This window comes from Undibacter mobilis, assembly GCF_003367195.1.
Taxonomy (GTDB): domain Bacteria; phylum Pseudomonadota; class Alphaproteobacteria; order Rhizobiales; family Xanthobacteraceae; genus Pseudolabrys; species Pseudolabrys mobilis.
This window is the reverse complement of record NZ_QRGO01000001.1, coordinates 457,944-475,000: the sequence shown is the minus strand read 5'-3', so window position 1 is coordinate 475,000 and position 17,057 is coordinate 457,944. Positions and strand designations below refer to the sequence as shown.

Annotated in this window: 16 protein-coding genes, 1 tRNA gene and 1 pseudogene (1 of these 18 only partly in view); 14 read left to right on the top strand and 4 right to left on the bottom strand. The window is 60.9% G+C overall.

Annotated elements, in window-relative coordinates:
• A protein-coding gene (locus tag DXH78_RS02225) for a CHAD domain-containing protein (protein ID WP_115515534.1) crosses the window boundary here: on the bottom strand, positions 1–529 show its 5' portion. The gene continues 473 nt to the left of window position 1, outside the view; the window shows 529 of its 1,002 coding nt (coding positions 1–529); it begins with the start codon at positions 527–529; the stop codon falls past the left edge of the window.
• A gap of 151 nt (positions 530–680) precedes the next feature.
• On the opposite strand from DXH78_RS02225, the gene DXH78_RS02220 reads away from it, so the two are divergent.
• Positions 681–757: transfer RNA gene (locus tag DXH78_RS02220), tRNA-Met, on the top strand.
• A 157-nt stretch (positions 758–914) separates the two neighbouring features.
• Here DXH78_RS02220 and DXH78_RS02215 read toward each other — a convergent pair.
• Complete coding sequence (locus DXH78_RS02215; RefSeq protein WP_168192683.1) at positions 915–1,499, bottom strand: DUF2336 domain-containing protein; 585 nt, start codon at positions 1,497–1,499, stop codon at positions 915–917.
• A gap of 491 nt (positions 1,500–1,990) precedes the next feature.
• Here DXH78_RS02215 and DXH78_RS02210 point away from each other — a divergent pair, with 491 nt between their 5' ends.
• From DXH78_RS02210 to DXH78_RS02160, 12 genes and pseudogenes are all read left to right on the top strand, one after another.
• Positions 1,991–3,826, top strand: coding sequence for a methyl-accepting chemotaxis protein (locus DXH78_RS02210; RefSeq protein WP_115515532.1), 1,836 nt, complete (start codon positions 1,991–1,993; stop codon positions 3,824–3,826).
• 293 nt (positions 3,827–4,119) lie between these two features.
• A complete protein-coding gene (locus DXH78_RS02205; RefSeq protein WP_115515531.1) occupies positions 4,120–4,650 on the top strand; it encodes a chemotaxis protein CheW in 531 nt (176 codons plus the stop codon).
• Positions 4,651–4,738: 88 nt separating this feature from the next.
• Positions 4,739–6,559, top strand: coding sequence for a methyl-accepting chemotaxis protein (locus DXH78_RS19750; protein WP_168192682.1), 1,821 nt, complete (start codon positions 4,739–4,741; stop codon positions 6,557–6,559).
• 98 nt (positions 6,560–6,657) lie between these two features.
• Positions 6,658–7,566 (top strand): CheR family methyltransferase, encoded by a 909-nt coding sequence (locus DXH78_RS02195; protein ID WP_115515530.1) that lies wholly within the window; start codon positions 6,658–6,660, stop codon positions 7,564–7,566.
• Positions 7,566–8,207 (top strand): chemoreceptor glutamine deamidase CheD, encoded by a 642-nt coding sequence (locus DXH78_RS02190; RefSeq protein WP_115515529.1) that lies wholly within the window; start codon positions 7,566–7,568, stop codon positions 8,205–8,207. The genes DXH78_RS02195 and DXH78_RS02190 overlap by 1 nt, the downstream gene beginning before the upstream one ends.
• A 15-nt stretch (positions 8,208–8,222) precedes the next feature.
• Positions 8,223–9,275 carry a protein-glutamate methylesterase/protein-glutamine glutaminase gene (locus DXH78_RS02185; RefSeq protein WP_115515528.1) on the top strand — a complete coding sequence of 351 codons (1,053 nt, stop codon included), beginning with the start codon at positions 8,223–8,225 and terminating at the stop codon, positions 9,273–9,275.
• An 11-nt stretch (positions 9,276–9,286) separates the two neighbouring features.
• A pseudogene (locus DXH78_RS20190) lies at positions 9,287–9,526 on the top strand (STAS domain-containing protein); the annotation flags it as partial.
• Between the two features lie 141 nt (positions 9,527–9,667).
• A complete protein-coding gene (locus tag DXH78_RS20030) occupies positions 9,668–10,039 on the top strand; it encodes a response regulator (RefSeq protein ID WP_245416837.1) in 372 nt (123 codons plus the stop codon).
• Between the two features lie 40 nt (positions 10,040–10,079).
• The gene (locus DXH78_RS02175; protein ID WP_115515526.1) at positions 10,080–12,269 is read left to right on the top strand and encodes a chemotaxis protein CheA; all 2,190 of its coding nucleotides are present in this window, start codon (positions 10,080–10,082) and stop codon (positions 12,267–12,269) included.
• A 53-nt stretch (positions 12,270–12,322) separates the two neighbouring features.
• Entirely contained in the window at positions 12,323–12,712 is a 390-nt protein-coding gene (locus DXH78_RS02170) for a response regulator (protein WP_115515525.1), read from the top strand.
• Positions 12,713–12,796: 84 nt separating this feature from the next.
• Positions 12,797–13,159, top strand: coding sequence for a hypothetical protein (locus DXH78_RS02165; protein WP_210209494.1), 363 nt, complete (start codon positions 12,797–12,799; stop codon positions 13,157–13,159).
• 28 nt (positions 13,160–13,187) lie between these two features.
• Positions 13,188–14,264, top strand: coding sequence for a DUF2336 domain-containing protein (locus DXH78_RS02160; RefSeq protein WP_115515523.1), 1,077 nt, complete (start codon positions 13,188–13,190; stop codon positions 14,262–14,264).
• A gap of 33 nt (positions 14,265–14,297) precedes the next feature.
• On the opposite strand, the gene DXH78_RS02155 is transcribed toward DXH78_RS02160, so the two are convergent.
• Positions 14,298–14,813 carry a hypothetical protein gene (locus DXH78_RS02155; protein ID WP_115515522.1) on the bottom strand — a complete coding sequence of 172 codons (516 nt, stop codon included), beginning with the start codon at positions 14,811–14,813 and terminating at the stop codon, positions 14,298–14,300.
• Positions 14,813–15,400 (bottom strand): response regulator, encoded by a 588-nt coding sequence (locus tag DXH78_RS02150; protein WP_115515521.1) that lies wholly within the window; start codon positions 15,398–15,400, stop codon positions 14,813–14,815. Before DXH78_RS02150 ends, DXH78_RS02155 begins: the two co-directional genes overlap by 1 nt.
• A 609-nt stretch (positions 15,401–16,009) precedes the next feature.
• Between DXH78_RS02150 and DXH78_RS02145 the strand changes: the two genes are divergently transcribed.
• A complete protein-coding gene (locus DXH78_RS02145; protein ID WP_115515520.1) occupies positions 16,010–16,825 on the top strand; it encodes a Crp/Fnr family transcriptional regulator in 816 nt (271 codons plus the stop codon).
• Positions 16,826–17,057: the final 232 nt, after the last annotated feature.

The window sequence follows — 17,057 nt, the reverse complement described above, 5'->3', positions numbered from 1 at the left end:
ACCTGAGCGCTGCGAGCGGCCATTGCGTAAGCGACAGCGCAGCTTGCTCGATGTAGTGCGTCGCGCTTCGGCGAAGCTCCGGCGTGAAGCCTGCGGCCTCGGCTTCGCCGCGCAAATGTGTGAGCCGCGTCTCGATGGTCTTCCGCGACGTAGCTGAGAACGGCAGGTCGGATTTGCCAACATCGGCCAACGCATCGAGTGCGGCCTGGGCGTCGCGGCTACTCGACAAGGCGCGCATCAGATCGCGGGCCCCAACCCGCATGCGGTCAGCCGGCTCACCAAGCGGTCCGGTGAGAAGCCGCATGAGACTGCGCCAGCGTTTGAATGCCCTGCGCAGGTCGTGAACAGCCTCGGCGTCCGTCAGTCTGTCGTCCGTCAAGGCGATCCGGGCGTCATCGAGGATGGCCCGGGCGGCGATGGCGAGGCCATCGCCGAAATATCCCCCGGCCGTGGCTCTGCCGGCCTTTTGGCCCGCCTTCCCGAGGCTGTTCCGGAGAGCTCTGGGATTACGTGCAGCGGTCCGTACCATGCCGGGTCTTTTCCCGTGATTAAGTGTCAAGTTGATGAAATAAGGCCATTTTCGCCCTTCCCATTGGGCCCAGCCATTGCTACATACCCGCCAGCACGCGCCAAGCCAAAGGCGGGCGCGCCGCTTCCAGCTCAATTCGAGCAGGTTTTAACGCGGGGTGGAGCAGCCCGGTAGCTCGTCAGGCTCATAACCTGAAGGTCGCAGGTTCAAATCCTGCCCCCGCAACCAACTCGAACTTCCAGCCGATATGAGCACGGGTCCGACGGACCAGCCATGGCTGGTTTCCGCGGCAAAGCGCGCGGCAGGCGTCCCCCAAACCCGACATGAAGGGCCTCGCCGGCGGGGGCCTACGCTCCGCGGCTAAAAGCACCGGTAGAGGGGCTCCCTATTGGGATTCCAGCGCCAGCTTGAGAAACGGCACGAGCTCGGGCGGCAGGTCGGCCCGAGTCGAGATCGCGTCCGCCAGGTTGCGATCTTTTTTGGCGCGGTTGATCAGCTTGACGAAGCCCATCTCCGACAGACGCGCGCCGAGATTGGCGCCAACGCGCCGCGACACCTCTGAATCGCCGCGGTCCACCAGAACGTCGGTAACGACCTCGCTTAGCGTTGAGCGACCAGCGATGGCCTTGAGATGCTTCTGACTCTTGTTGTTGGCAATGCTCACCAGAGCTTCGTCGCTGATGCCTTCCGATTTTTCCAGCGCCGGCCCGGAAATCGCAATGTCGTCTGATCCGGAGAGCTGCGCCACCACGCTCCGGGGCGGATTGGCGACGTCGGCCAGCCGCGCGGACAGTTCACGCAAGGCACGTTGATCCATCTTTGCGATCAGGCGAGCGATGACGTCGTCGAAAATCGCGACTTGTTCGTCATTGTACCTGTCGGCGCCGATAATGAAGAGATCGGTGACCCGGCGCAGGATTTCCAATTGACGATGGTTCGTTGCCGCGCTGAGCGCAGCGTCGAGTTCCATTATCAGCGATTGCGTTGCCGTCGTCATCTGCGTTCCTGCGCGCGTACCCTCTATTGTCCAGGGGCCGACATCCCCGCGAACCGCGTGGGGAGCCGTCGCTACAACAGCAAATTTGAATTAACACCCTGTTATAAAGTGCCTTGCCGACGTTGGAGTATTGCCAATTAGCGGCCTTCGATTGCCGGGTGTGCGCCGGCCGGCGTTCCTTAGCGAGCAACCGCCCTCAATCCTTAACGATAGGTTTCGATTTCGCCTAACCCAGTTTGCTTATCGAGCGCAGCCAGAAAATTTCAGAAGGTAGGATTTTGCTTATCAACTGGGCGTAAATTAATGCGCAGGTATTGCACGTCTGGCGGGAGCGTTGGGCCGTTGTACGCAATCGCTTCGGCTGCGACCAGCACGGGCGGCGTGGCACAGAAGGCGCGAGGGCATCCGCGCCTGATGTGAACAGGGAGCCATCGAGCGGCGGCTCCGCTCAAGGAGGGGTGAGTATGATTCGTTTATCTGACGTCCGCATCGGCATGAAGTTGGCGATTATGTCCGGCCTTGGCCTCCTGTTGGTCGCTGGCATGATCGCGGGTCAGGTGATCGGGAGTTACTCCGTTGCGGTATCCGATGCCGCGGCCGATGTGCAGAGCGAAATCGGTCGGAGCGTCATGGCGACAAAGGTGTCGCTGCGCGGTCTCCAGCTGGCGGGACAGCAAACACTGGTGGCCCGTAACGATGCAGATATGCAAAAGGCGGTTGCAGTCGCGCAAACGCGGATGAAGGAAATTCGCGACGAAGCGACGCCGCTCGGCGGGCGCATGTCGGCTGCGGAAGATCGCGCGCGAGTCGAAAAATTCATCGCGGCGAGTGACAAATATCTGAAGGTCATGGAACAGGTCGTTCCGGTGAAAACCGACCGATTCATCGCCGAAGCGAAGCAGAAGCAGGTCGGCATCCACAATTCCAATGAATATCTGACGTTCGGCATGGATATCGAGATGCTCGACGCCCAGCAAATTGGCGTCTCGATGGATGCCGCTCCTGCGGCCACCGAAGCGGAAAAACTGCTCGACGAATTGAGCGAGTCTGCAGCCGTCGCGCGCAAGGCGGCGCAAGAGGCTGCGGACAACGCCCGCACCTTTGCTAACCAGTTGGCGGTCGGCCTTGGTATTCTCGCCGCTATTGTCTTGCTTGCGACAGCCTATCTCGGCGTATCGGCCATCGCGCGTCCGCTCCGGGCTCTGATCGGTCCGCTTGAGAGCGTGGCTGACGGCAACTTCGCGATCCAGGTACCGGGCGCCGACCGCAAGGACGAAGTCGGCCAGATCGCCCATGCGGTTGAAGTCATGGCGCAGAAGGTCTCTGCCACGATCGGCGAGATCAAGGCCTCGGGTCGTGAGGTCACCAATGCCTCGGCCGAGATCGCCGCCTCGACCACCGACCTGTCGCAGCGTACCGAAGAGCAGGCCGCGAGCCTCGAAGAAACCTCGGCGGCGATGGAAGAGCTTGCCGCTACGGTGCGCAAGAATGCCGAGAACGCCCAGCTTGCCAACCAGGACGCCAATGCGACCCGGGAAGTGGCGGACCGCGGCGGCGCGGTCGTCGCCAAGGCGGTCGATGCCATGGCGAAGATCGAGGAGTCCTCGCGCAAGATCTCCGACATCATCGGCGTCATCGACGAGATCGCCCGCCAGACCAACCTGCTGGCCTTGAACGCGGCCGTGGAAGCGGCGCGTGCCGGTGAGGCCGGTCGTGGCTTCGCGGTGGTGGCCTCGGAAGTGCGCAGCCTGGCGCAGCGCTCGTCGCAGGCCGCCAAGGACATCAAGGACCTGATCACCAACTCGAACGGTCAGGTGAAGGATGGCGTCGACCTGGTCAACCGGGCCGGTCAGTCGCTCACCGAGATCGTCGAGTCGATCAAGAAGGTCGCGGTGGTGGTGTCCGAGATCGCCAATGCCTCGGCGGAGCAGGCTACCGGCATCGACGAGATCAACCGGGCGCTTAACCAGATGGATGAGGTGACGCAGCAGAACTCGGCGCTGGTCGAGGAGAACGCGGCGACCGCCAAGACACTGGAGCATCAGGCGAAATCGATGGACGAGCAGGTTGCGTTCTTCCAGATCGCGTCCGGCCACGACACCCAGGGTTACAAGCCGGCAGCCGCCATGCGGGCCGAGCCAGCAAGACCGACGGCAGCCGCGATGGCCAAGGCCGCTCCATTGAAAGCCACGGCGGTGAAGGCGGCGCCTGCTCGCAAGACCGTCAACTTAGGTCCAGCGCGCAACATGCAGACCGCGCTCGCCAAGGCCGTCAACGCCGACGACTGGAAAGAATTCTGAGCGAACGGGCTGCATTGCAGGCGGCGGTCCAAGTGACCGCTGCCGCAATCGTTATTATTTCGTAAATCGTAATCTATTTTATATTTCTGATTTATCGGCCCACATCTAGGATCACGTAAAGTCTTTCCTCACGGCACGGAACTACACTCACCGTGTGGGAATCGCGCGCGCGGTTTCCATCGCCGTCCGCGCCTCGTGAATCTCCAACATTTATGGACGTTTACGCGAGCAGACCGGATCGGCGCTCTTGGTCATAGGCCTTGTGAAGGCCATTACGGGCGAGTAACGATCTCATGAGCCAGATAGCCGTTTCACAGGACACCGCCGTCGCCGTTCAACCGACCGAGTGGAACGGTTCGGCCGGCGCTCAAGCCGCGGGCAACCAGACCCAGTTCATCAGCTTCGCCATCGGCGACGACCAGTACGGCGTCGACATCATGGCGGTGCGCGAGATCAAAGGCTGGTCGGACATTACCCACCTACCGAAGCAGCCCGAATATGTGCGCGGCGTGCTCAACCTGCGCGGCGCGATCGTGCCAATCGTCGACTTGCGCTGTCGCTTCGGTCAGGGCCTGACCGAAACCACGCCGCTGCATATTGTCATCATCGTGCAGATCGGCGGGCGTCAGGTCGGCCTGATCGGCGACCGCGTGCTCGACATCGTCTCGGTCGATGCCTCTCAAATTCAGAAGGTGCCGCGCACCGGTAACGCGCAGCAGACCGACTTTCTTTCCGGTCTTGTGACCCACGACAACGTGATGATCGCGCTGATCGACCTGCCCAACCTGCTGACGGTCCAGGACGGCGCTGCAACCGAGCACTAACGGAAAAACACTTGCGGCTGCGGCCGCCATCATTCGCGTAACAGTTGCCGCCCCGAGCGATAGTACATTTTCCAGGAGCACTTGAAGTATGTTCCGCCTCTCCAATATCCGCATTGGCGCCAAGCTGGCGATTATGTCGGGTATCACAATCCTCCTCGTCGCCGTTTTGATTGTCAGTCAGATGATGACTGGCGCGCAGGTCAAGGAAGCTAACTTCACGACGGATCGCCGAACCGATCTCGCCCTCGATGCTGCGCTAGCTAAGAGCGCCGTTCGTGGTATGCGCATCGCGGCAACTTACATCCGCCAGGCGAACGACATCAAAGCGCTTGATGTACAGTTCGACGAATACAAGAAGGCCTACGCCGAGTTCATTGCCAAGGTCGATCACATTGCGGCGACGACGACCGTTGCGTCCCGGCGTGAGCAGACCAAGCAAATGAAGGAAAACGGCGAGATTTACGCGAAAGTCGTTTCGGACCTTCAGGCTGGCCGGCGCGATATCATCAGCATTCTGGACAAAGCCAAAGGCAGCGCGCTGTCGGATGCAGATAAGGCGCGGATCGCCGAGTTGGAAGAATCCGCAACCAAGGGCGCCGAGCGAGCCATTCCAGCCGCTCAATCCATCATTAAGATGACGGATGAGATTGTCGTCTCGACGAGCAAGGCAGCCGAAGAGTCTCAAGCGCAAGCGCAACAGGTTATTGGCTTCGCGAACCTTGTGACGATGGTACTCGGCACTCTGGTTATCGGCGTGATGATCCTCACGGCCGTCCTGGGCAGCATATTGATCGCGCGTCCGCTCCGGGCTCTGATCGGTCCGCTTGAGAGCGTGGCTGACGGCAACTTCGCGATCCAGGTACCGGGCGCAGACCGCAAGGACGAGGTCGGCCAGATCGCCCATGCGGTTGAAGTCATGGCGCAGAAGGTCTCCGCCACGATCGGCGAGATCAAGGCCTCGGGTCGTGAGGTCACCAATGCCTCGGCCGAGATCGCCGCCTCGACCACTGACCTGTCGCAGCGTACCGAAGAGCAGGCCGCCAGCCTCGAAGAGACCTCGGCGGCGATGGAAGAGCTTGCCGCTACGGTGCGCAAGAATGCCGAGAACGCCCAGCTTGCCAACCAGGACGCCAATGCGACCCGGGAAGTGGCGGATCGCGGCGGCGCGGTCGTCGCCAAGGCGGTCGATGCCATGGCGAAGATCGAGGAGTCCTCGCGCAAGATCTCCGACATCATCGGCGTCATCGACGAGATCGCCCGCCAGACCAACCTGCTGGCCTTGAACGCGGCCGTGGAAGCGGCGCGTGCCGGTGAGGCCGGTCGTGGCTTCGCGGTCGTGGCGTCCGAAGTGCGCAGCCTGGCGCAGCGCTCGTCGCAGGCGGCCAAGGACATCAAGGACCTGATCACCAACTCGAACGGTCAGGTGAAGGATGGCGTCGACCTGGTCAACCGGGCCGGTCAGTCGCTCACCGAGATCGTCGAGTCGATCAAGAAGGTCGCGGTGGTGGTGTCCGAGATCGCCAATGCCTCGGCGGAGCAGGCTACCGGCATCGACGAGATCAACCGGGCGCTTAACCAGATGGATGAGGTGACGCAGCAGAACTCGGCGCTGGTCGAGGAGAACGCGGCGACCGCCAAGACACTGGAGCATCAGGCGAAATCGATGGACGAGCAGGTTGCGTTCTTCCAGATCGCGTCCGGCCACGACACCCAGGGTTACAAGCCGGCTGCCGCCATGCGGGCCGAGCCGGCAAGGCCGACGGCGGCCGCGATGGCCAAGGCCGCTCCATTGAAAGCCACGGCGGTGAAGGCGGCGCCTGCTCGCAAGACCGTCAACTCAGGTCCGGCGCGCAACATGCAGACCGCGCTCGCCAAGGCCGTCAACGCCGACGACTGGAAAGAATTCTGAACGGACAAGTCAGGCGCGTGAGTACGAATATTCGGACCGCAACTTAGCGGCCTGAACACTACCGGGAACCCGGAAGCTTCTGAGGTGCGGACAAAGCGATGGCGACGAAGGCAAATCAGGCGACTGCATCGAATCTGGCTGGCAAAGCGCGCGCCTCAGCTCCGGCGGCTTTTGCTTTGCCTGACGCCGGGGATGGCGCGCGCGAGTTTCATTTTTCGGACGCGGATTTCCGTGGGCTGGTCGATCTCGCCTACAAGTTTGCAGGCATTGCTCTGTCCGACAGCAAACGCAACTTGGTTTATAGCCGTCTATCGCGCCGGCTCCGCACCCTCGGTATGAAGACCTTCAGCACATACCGCGAGTATCTCGAAGAAACCGAGAGTGAGCGGGAAAACTTCATCAATGCGATCTCGACCAACCTGACCAAGTTCTTCCGCGAGTCGCATCATTTCGATCACTTCCGCGAGCAGATCGCAGTTCCGTTCAGCCGCAATCGCTCAACGAACCGCCTGCGCGTCTGGTCAGCCGGCTGCTCGAGCGGCGAGGAGCCGCACACCATCGCCATGGTGCTCAAGCGGGAGATTCGCGACGTCGAACGCCAGGATGTCCGCATCCTCGCCACCGATATCGACACGGAGATGGTTGCGCGGGGCACGCGCGGCGAATATCCGGAGAACTCGCTCGACGAAGTCCCGCGGGCGTATCAGGAATACTTTGAACGGACGTCCAAGCCCAACACACTGGTCGTTGACCGGGCCGTGCGCAGTTTGATTGCGTTCAAGCGGCTCAATCTCATGGAGACATGGCCGTTCAAGGGGCCATTTGACGCCATCTTCTGCCGCAACGTGATGATCTACTTCGATGGGCCTACCAAGGCGCAGTTGATCGAACGTTTTACCGAGAAAATCAGGCCCGGCGGCTTCCTTTATATCGGGCATTCGGAATCGCTCAACGGCGCGCATCCCGGCATCAGCTTGGTCGGCCGCACCATTTACCGGAGGGTTTGATGAGTATCGCCACGATTGCGCGGCCGAGCGATCCGGGATCCGACACCAGCGCGGCCTTCGCCTCGCGCAAATTCTTCGACAACGTCAGCCAGACCTGGATGGTCAAGGTATTCCCGGGCGAATACTACGTGACCTCCAAGCCGGACGAGGTGCTTGTCACCATTCTCGGTTCGTGTGTCGCCGCCTGCATCCGCGATCCGAGACTCGGCATCGGAGGTATGAATCACTTCATGCTGCCGCACTCGAAGGCCGGGAACTGGGCCGGCGACATGCAGTCGACGCGTTTCGGCAACTTCGCGATGGAAAAGCTGATCAACGAATTGCTGAAAGCCGGTTGCTCGCGCAATTCGCTTGAAATCAAGGTTTTCGGCGGCGGTAACGTTACCGATACGCAAAATGCGATTGGCACCGATAACTCGGACTTCATCCTTCGCTATCTTGAGGCCGAAGGGCTGCGCTGCGTCGCGCAGGACCTGCGTGGCAATCTGCCGCGCCGCATCCATTACACGCCGGCGACCGGCAAAGTCATCCGTCGCCTGCTCGGTTCCGGCGAGTCGCCGGCGGTTGCGCGCGAGGAAAAGGAATACGTCAGCCGCATCTCGAAGCGCCAGACCGGCGGCGAAATCACGCTGTTCGATTGATTGCAGGAAACGCCAATGGACAAGAAAATCAAGGTTCTTATCGTCGACGACTCCGCCGTCATCCGTCAGCTGTTATCTATGCTGCTGTCGGAGGACCCGGAGATCGAGGTTGTCGGCACTGCTGGCGATCCTCTGATCGCGCGCGATCGTATCAAGGCGCTAAACCCGGATGTCGTAACGCTCGACGTCGAGATGCCGAACATGGACGGCGTGACGTTCCTGCGCAAAATCATGACACTGCGGCCTATGCCGGTCGTCATGGTCTCGACGCTGACGCAGGCCGGCGCTGAAACCACACTTGAGGCGCTGGAAATTGGCGCCGTCGATTTCATCGCGAAGCCGGTCCACGACGCTGCACAAGGTCTGTCGGAAATCGCCGGCGAATTGCGGAGCAAGGTCAAGCAAGCCGCGCGGGCGCGTGTTGGTCGCGGCGCGGCGGCGCCGCGCAAGACGAATCGAATCTACAGCGCTGGCAAGGAAAAGCTCGTCGCCATTGGCGCGTCGACCGGCGGGGTTGAAGCCCTAAAGACGGTATTAATGGACCTTCCGGCAGAATGCCCGCCTATTGTCGTCACGCAGCACATGCCGCCGCGATTCACGGCGGCTTTTGCCGAGCGATTGAATCGCGAATGCCCAATGAAGGTTTCCGAGGCCAAGCATAACGATCCGATCGAGCCGGGGCATGTCTACATTGCCCCCGGATCGCATCACCTCGAGGTCGTTCGCGTCTCTAATCAGTATCGTTGCACGCTGAGTGAATCGGCGCCGGTGTCTGGACACAGACCGTCCGTCGATGTGCTGTTCCGCTCCGTCGCCGACACCGTCGGTCGTGGTGCCGTTGGCGCAATCCTGACCGGCATGGGCAAGGACGGCGCCGAAGGGCTGCTCGCCATGCGCAAGGCCGGCGCCTACACGCTCGGCCAGGACGAGAGCTCGGCGCTCATTTACGGCATGCCGCGCGTTGCCTTCGAGCGCGGCGCCGTGATGAAGCAGGTTTCGCTCTCGCATATGGCCGACGCCATCATGGAGGCTTGCGAGTCCTCCGCCAGGGCGGCCGTGCGGGCATAGGTGAATCGAAGATGATCAACGCCGAACACAATACGATGAAGTTGCCGGGCGCCCTCGATCAGGCCGCGGCAGAGTCGTTTCTCGACCAGATGCGACAGCGCATCAAGGGCGACACGCCGCTTTCGCTCGATGCATCCGACGTCGAAGTGCTGACCTTATCTTGCACGCAGATCATTCTGGCGGCGGTGCGGGGTAGCGACAGCATCAGGATTAAGAATCCGTCGGCGACTTTCGTCGCCGCGTTCGAAGATTTCGGCCTGGACTGGAAGGCCTTTCTCGATCCCGGTCAGCCCGAGCACGCCGACGAATACGCCGGCGACGATCTCGATGCTGCGCCGGCCGATATCACGACCACACCCGAAGTGGAACTTCCTCCAATCAGCGAGAAGGTCATGAGTAAGCGAATTCTCACCATCGACGACTCGAAGACGATCCGCGATATGCTGATGTTGACGCTCGTCGAAGCGGGCTTCGATGTCATTCAGGCGGTCGACGGCCAGGACGGCCTCGACGTACTTGCCAAGGAGACATCCGAGGTCGATGTCATCATCACCGACATCAACATGCCGCGCATGGACGGCTACGAGGTCATTCGCAACCTGCGCAAGGACCCGGCCTACAAGTCGAAACCCATCCTTGTTCTCACGACCGAGAGCGATGGCGATAAGAAGAATCTGGCCCGCGATGCCGGAGCCACCGGCTGGATGGTTAAGCCGTTTGACCCGGACCGCCTGGTCGCCACGGTGCGCAAGGTCGCGCCCTAACTGCTCGATGAGTCAAGACTGACGGATAAGGCTGAACGACATGGCAAGCTTGGACGATCTGAAGAAGACATTCTTCGACGAGTGCGACGAAGCGATGCAGCAGATCGAAATTGGTCTCACCGACATCCGGTCGGGCGAGGGCAATGACGAAACAATCAATGCCGTGTTTCGCGGGGTCCACTCGGTCAAGGGCGGCGCCGGAATATTCGGCTTCGAGCAACTCGTCGGGTTCGCCCATGTCTTCGAAACGGTGCTCGATGGCCTGCGCAACGGCAGCCTGACGGCTACGCCGGATAATCTTGACGTTCTTCTGTCGGCGAGCGACGTGCTCTCCGATCTGGTGCAAATGTCTCGCGGCGGAGAGGCGATTGCAGCGGGTTTTGGTGCCGACGTGCGCAGCGCGCTCGAACACATTATCGAGCAGGGCGGTGGCGCGGCCGACGATGGCGATATCGCGCCGGCCGAATTTGATGGCCTCGATTTCATGCCGGTCGCCGTCAATCTCGACGACTTGGGCGCGGATGACGTGCCGGCCGGCGACGGCAGCCATGTCTACAAAATCGTGTTCCGGCCGAAGCCGGAGATGCTGAAGAAGGCTAACGAGCCGCTCTACGTGCTGCGCGAATTGCGCAAACTCGGCGAGGCGGAGATTGTTGCCAATTGCGACGACTTGCCGGCGCTGAACGACATTGAAACCGACGCTCCCTATCTGTGGTGGACTGCGACCCTGCGCACGCAGGAGAAGCGCGCCAGCTTGGATGAGGTCTTTGAGTTCGTGATGGGCGACTGCGAATTGTCGATCGAGGATCTCACGCCTCCGCCGGTGGCTGCTGAGCCGGCTTCGCCCGCCCCCGTGCCGTATGCCGCAGCCATGAACGAGGTTGGCGCGCTTCCTGTTATCGAGGCGCCCCCCGTCGCGCCGGCCATGCCGGCGCCCAAGGCAGAAGCCAAGCCTAACATGGCGAAATCCGAAGGTGAATCAGGTGGCGGCGCCGGCCGCGGCAAGCCGGCTGCGACCACGACGCGCATCGAACTCGAACGTATCGACCGCGTCGTCAACATGGTCGGTGAACTCGTCATCTCGCAGGCCATGCTGGGCCAGATCGTGCAGGATTTGCCGGAGTCGACTAGCATGCGGCTCGTCCAGATCCTCGATGAGGTGGCGCATCACACCCGCGAACTCAAGGACAGCGTAATGTCCATGCGCGCCCAGCCGGTCGGCTCGGTGTTCCAGCGCATGCCGCGTCTGGTCCGCGAAGTCGCGGCCAAGACGCACAAGAAGGTGCGGCTCGAAACGCACGGTGAAACGACTGAGGTGGACCGCTCGATCATCGAGCGTCTCGGCGACCCACTCACGCATATCATCCGCAATTCGGTTGATCACGGCATCGAGACGCCGTCCGCGCGTATCGCTGCCGGCAAGCCGGAGGAAGGCGTGGTCCGTTTGGCAGCCGAGCATCGCGGCGGCCGTATCGTCATCGAGATCAAGGACGATGGCGCCGGCATCAACTCCGAGCGGGTACTCAAGATCGCGCGCGAGAAGGGCCTGGTTGGCGCTGACGCGCAGCTCACCGAGGACGAGATCAACAATCTCATCATGATGCCGGGCTTCTCCACTGCGGAGACAATTTCAGACATTTCGGGCCGTGGTGTTGGCATGGATGTCGTACGCAGCAACATTCAGGATCTCGGTGGTCGTATTACGCTCAAGTCAGCGCGTGGCCAGGGCATGACCATCCAGCTTGCGCTGCCGCTGACGCTGGCGGTAATGGACGGCATGGTGATCAAGGTCGGCACGCAGACCTATGTCATGCCGTTGTCGGCGATCGTCGAGTGCTTGCGGCCGTCGCGCGGTGAAATCAACGCTCTGATCGGCACCCACGGTATGCTGCAGTTGCGTGGCGAATTCGTGCCCATCATCCTGCTGTCCGATCTGCTCGGCGTCGATGCAGCATCGGGTGCCAATACCGAGCGCGTTGTCATCGTCACCGATAACGGCGATGGTTCGCGCATCGGCCTAGTGGTCGACGAGTTGCTCGGCCACCAGCAGGTCGTGATCAAGAGCATCGAGGAAAGCTACGGCGCCGTGCCCGGTATCGCCGCCGCCACGATCCTCGGCAACGGCCGGGTCGCCTTCATCCTCGACGTCGAGAAGCTGGCCGACCTTGCTGCCCAGACGCCCATTACGAACCACGCTACCACCAGAGCGGCTCAGCCCGCGTTGAACTAACGGATAGATGCGGTCCACCAACGACCGCAGGCCGCTTTAAGGAGTGTAACAAGATGCCAGTACCCGGAGCTATCAAGGTTCTCGTCGTCGACGACCAGAACAGCGTGCGGCAAATGACCCGCATGGCGCTCGAGGAAATCGGATTCCGCCACATTCATGAGGCCGAAAACGGCGTCCAAGCGATGGAAACGGCGGCGGTACAGCCGCTCGACCTGATCATTTCCGACTACAACATGCCGGAGATGGACGGGCTCGGTCTTCTGCGAGCGGTTCGCGGTCATCCTGTCGCCCGCAAGGTGCCGTTCATCATGCTCACCGGCCGCGGAGACCGCGAACTGGTGGTCAAGGCCGCGCAGGCTGGTGTGAACAACTATCTGGTCAAGCCGTTCACATCGGCGATTCTGCGCGACAAGATCGAACAGGTCATCGGCAAGCTGTCGTGACCGGGGCGAAAAGACGGATCGTTCTGAGGTAAATTCGTGGCAGGAGAAGAAACCGACAACGATGTCAGCGCTTTCCTGGCGGTCTTGGCCGCCATGATGCTCGACAACGTCTGGAGACTCGACGAAACCGTCGGCCGAGTCACGGATTTTGTCATGAGCAACAAGCCGGATCGTGACACGGTTGTCGTTTTACAGAGCTTCGATCGCCTCAAACAGGAGTTCGAAGCACTCGCCGAGACACTAGCGCGCTATGCGCAGGCGCATTCCTCGACCCCGGAAAGCGGAGAAGCACGCACGCGGCTTGGCCATGACGTTATCGGCGATATTACGGTTGCCGACCTGAAAGAACGGTTGCTCAGCCGCCTGCAGCCGGAATTGGATGACGTGATGCTGCCGGAAATTTCGCCCGAGCAGGCGGCGGAGATTGGCCGTGATGTCGTTTACTGACGCTGCGGCTGTGGCATAGGAGACGCGAATGTCGAACAATGCCTTTCTGTCCGAACTGGAAGAAGTGCTCACCAACGGGCCGGCCGACAAACGCGCCAAGACGCTGCGCCGGGTCACCGATCTGTTCGTATTCGGCGCCAGTCATTTTTCGGAAGATCACGTCAAGATGTTCGATCAGGTGTTTCGACACCTGATGGCTGATATCGAGACGTCGGCGCGTGCCGCGCTAGCCGAGCGTCTCAAATCCGTTTCGAACGCGCCGCCGGGTGTAATCCGCGAACTGGCGATGGATGACGATATCTCCGTGGCCGGGCCAGTGCTGGTGGAATCCGGCCGCATCGACAATGTCTCGCTGGTCGAAACCGCACGCACCAAGAGCCAGCCGCATTTGATGGCGATCGCGAACCGTAAGGAACTCGCCGAGACCGTAACTGACGTCCTGGTCGAGCGTGGCGATCGCGAGGTTGCCCTTAATGTCGCGCGCAACAGAGGGGCCAGGTTCTCGGACACCGGCTATCTGCGGCTGATCAGGCGGTCGCAGGGGGACGACGAGTTGGCCCGCACGGTTGGTTCGCGTCCGGAAATTCCGCGCCAGCACTTCTTGCGCCTTCTCTCGACCGCGTCGAACGCGGTGCGCGAGGTGCTGCAGTCCGCGCATCCGGAAATCGCCAGCCATGTCGAGACCGTCGTCGACAAGGTGGCTTCCGATATCCAGAAGCAAGCTGTGCTCTCGCACGACTATACCGCCGCGCGTGACCTCATTGAGAACATGAAGCGGGCCGATAACCTCACGGAACGTGACGTCGACGCCTTCGCGCGTGCCGGTAAGTTCGAGGAGACGGCTGTGGCGTTGTCGGTGATGGGCGACCTGCCGCTGACCCTGGTGGAGCGCGCGATGATCTTCGATCGCGAGGAAATGATCCTGCTGGTGGCCAAGGCTATCGGGCTGTCCTGGGCGACTACGCGGGCCATTCTAATGCTGTGCGCCGGTCGCAGCGGACTAGCCGCTGACACGGTCGACAATTGCCGCTCGATCTACAACAAGCTCAAGCCGGAGACGGCGGCGCAGGTTATCGCGTTCCAGCGGAGCCGGCGGCCGTCCTGATAGGTCGGCGCCAGCCAACCGGCAAAGCGAGTGCTATTCGGTGCTGTCGCCCGGCGGCACGATGCTCGCCACTTCAACGACGCGCAGCAGCCCCTTGGCCAGCTCCGGCACTTCCTGAGGGCGCATGTGGCGGTATTCGTCGGTGCGCGCCAGCAGGAACGCATCCATGTGGCAGTCGGTGACGTTCTTGTCGAACGGTGCGCCAGCGATATAGGCATCGAGAACGTCGCATAGAGTAGTGGCGACGAATGTCACGAGGGTATAGCCCATGGTGCCGCCGACATCGCGCAGATAGGCGCTCTTCTGATGAGCGCGCTCAAGAGCGGCTTTGTCGGCAGGATTCCTGGCGACGTCGGCAAGCGTGGTGCTGAGTTCGTTATACTGTTCGTCGATCCAGGCGATGAAGTCTGTCTTGAGCTCTTCGACCGCGCCTTGTGCCCGCTCGATCGCTTCCTCGCGGCTGACGCCGCCGGGACGGCGGGCCATTCGCTCGAACCGGGTATCGGCATAGAAGATGTTGGCTTCGCTGTTGCCTTGCTTGGTGGCCATCAGTCTTGTCCTGCCCGGGCGTTCGAGAAAAGGCTGTCAATGTCATTCTGATTGAGACTGGGGCCTTCTTCCGCTGCGACCTCGATCGCCTTATCGCCTTTGCGGCGACCGACGCCGCCTGGATAACCCTCGATCTTGAAGCGGCGGTCCGGACCGAAATAGGTCGCACAATCGACAAAGGGCCGCGGGTTGAACACGATCCAGCCCAAGCGGTCATAAAGGCCGCTGGGCGACATCGGCTTGGCGACGACGATATTGGCGCCGGCATCGCGTGCGTTCTTCACCGTCGACTCGCTGGTGTCGCTCGACATCAGAAGAATCGGCATCGTCCGGTTTTCGTTGTCGGCATTGCGGCGGATGGTGCGGGTCAGCTTCAGCCCGCCGTGCGGCGGCAGGCGCATGTCGCACAGCAGAATATCGACCTTCTGGCTGGACAGCGCCTGAAACAGACCGGTGGCGCTGTCCACTTCCATGACCTTGTTGGCGCCGAATCCGCGCAACATGCCGTTGATGACACGGCGCAGATATGAATTCGGGTCGGCGACAAGGATGAGCAGGTCGCGCAGATTGATGGTGGAGTTTTTCATTCCAGGCCTTGAGACCGAACGATCAATCGCGCGCGATCAGAAACAGGGAACGCAGAACAGTGCCGCTATGGTCGTGCGTTGTGAAATCTCGGCGGGTTCCGCACAACTTTGCCGATTCAGGCTAACGGGCCGTTAAGCAAATCTTTGCCTCAGTATGACAACCTAGAATGATAAACATTCGGTTCATGGCGCCCCGCCAGGAGCACATGGTAACCCGTCCTAAAACACGTGAGATTCGCGTGAAATTTACGGTGCCCAAAAATCGGCTCAGGCCAGGACCACAACTACATACAACTGCAAGTTATTCTGGGTCTTCGACTGTATTGCGGTGCGCAGTTAGGGAATGGCAATCTAGTTTAATGTCTTTGTACTGTACTCCAAATGTAGAAGACGTATGTTAACTGGGAACTTGCCGGCGGCGATTCGAGGAAGTCTTGGATCGCAGGCGCCGGTGCTCAGAATGCGGACGTAGAGATTGCACTAAACAAGCAAATCCACCCGCGGTTGTAACGCGTTCCTGTGAACGATTTCCGTTATTAACAGCCGGATCTGCATCCTGTGACAAATCTCGCGACCCGAAATATCCCCAAACCGTCCATTGAAAGCCCCATGCTCGGCAGCAGTACCGGCGCACTCGCCGGTCACATGGCCGATACGATGATCGGCTCTACGACGGCGCAGCCCACTGAAGAGCCGAAAGTGGCCGCCACGATGTGTGCCGTGTCCTGCGACACGGCCTGCTCACTTTGCCCGGCCTATAATCTTCTGTGCGGGGGGCTTTCCAAGTCCGCCAGCGAACAGCAGTCCTTGCCGGTTGCCAGCACGCTGCACACCATCCCGGCGCGCCGCCTCATTCTCCATCCGAAGGAGTGGTCGGAGTTTGTACCGATTGTCTGCAGCGGCTGGGCCATGTCCTCGATCGCGCTGCCGGACGGCAGGCGGCAGATCATTTCCTTTCTGTTGCCCGGTGATGTCGTTTCGATCGGCAGCTTGATCGCGCCGTTGTCAGGTCACACCGTGGAGGCAATTACCGAGGTCACCTATCGGAAATTCAAGCGCGACGAGCTCAAGGAGCTTCTGTTTGGGCGTTCGGATCTTCTTGAGCGCCTGTTCAAGCTTTGGAACGAGGCAAAGTCACGCGCCGACCAACTCGCGCTTGATCTCGGCCGCCGCCGCGCCGACGAGCGTATCGCCCGCCTCATTCTGCGCTTGTCGGAGAAGGTCGCTCGGCGCTCGACAGTCCGTACGCAGACCTTCGATTTTCCGCTGCGCCAGCGTCATATCGCTGATGCGACCGGGCTGACCCCCGTTCATGTCAGCAAGATCCTCGGCGAATTGCAGCGTGCCGGCATGATCGAAATTGGAGGCCGCACGCTCACCATTCTAAACGCCGCGGAACTGCAGCGCGTCGCCGACTGGCGGTAATTCAGGGTAATGCGCCTGTCGACATAGCTTTGTGCGCTGCGGTCGACGTCTTTTTGAAGAAGACCGTTTTCCGACGATGTTTTGAGCCCGCAGCGGTGGCTCTGAAGCCACTCGATTGAGACGCGCGTAGTAACTCCAACGGTTTTGATCGCATTTATGGATCGTGGCCATTGCGCCGCAGCGACGTTTGCTGCGATTGCACCGGCGAAATCGCGTGTTTTGTGCTTGCGGA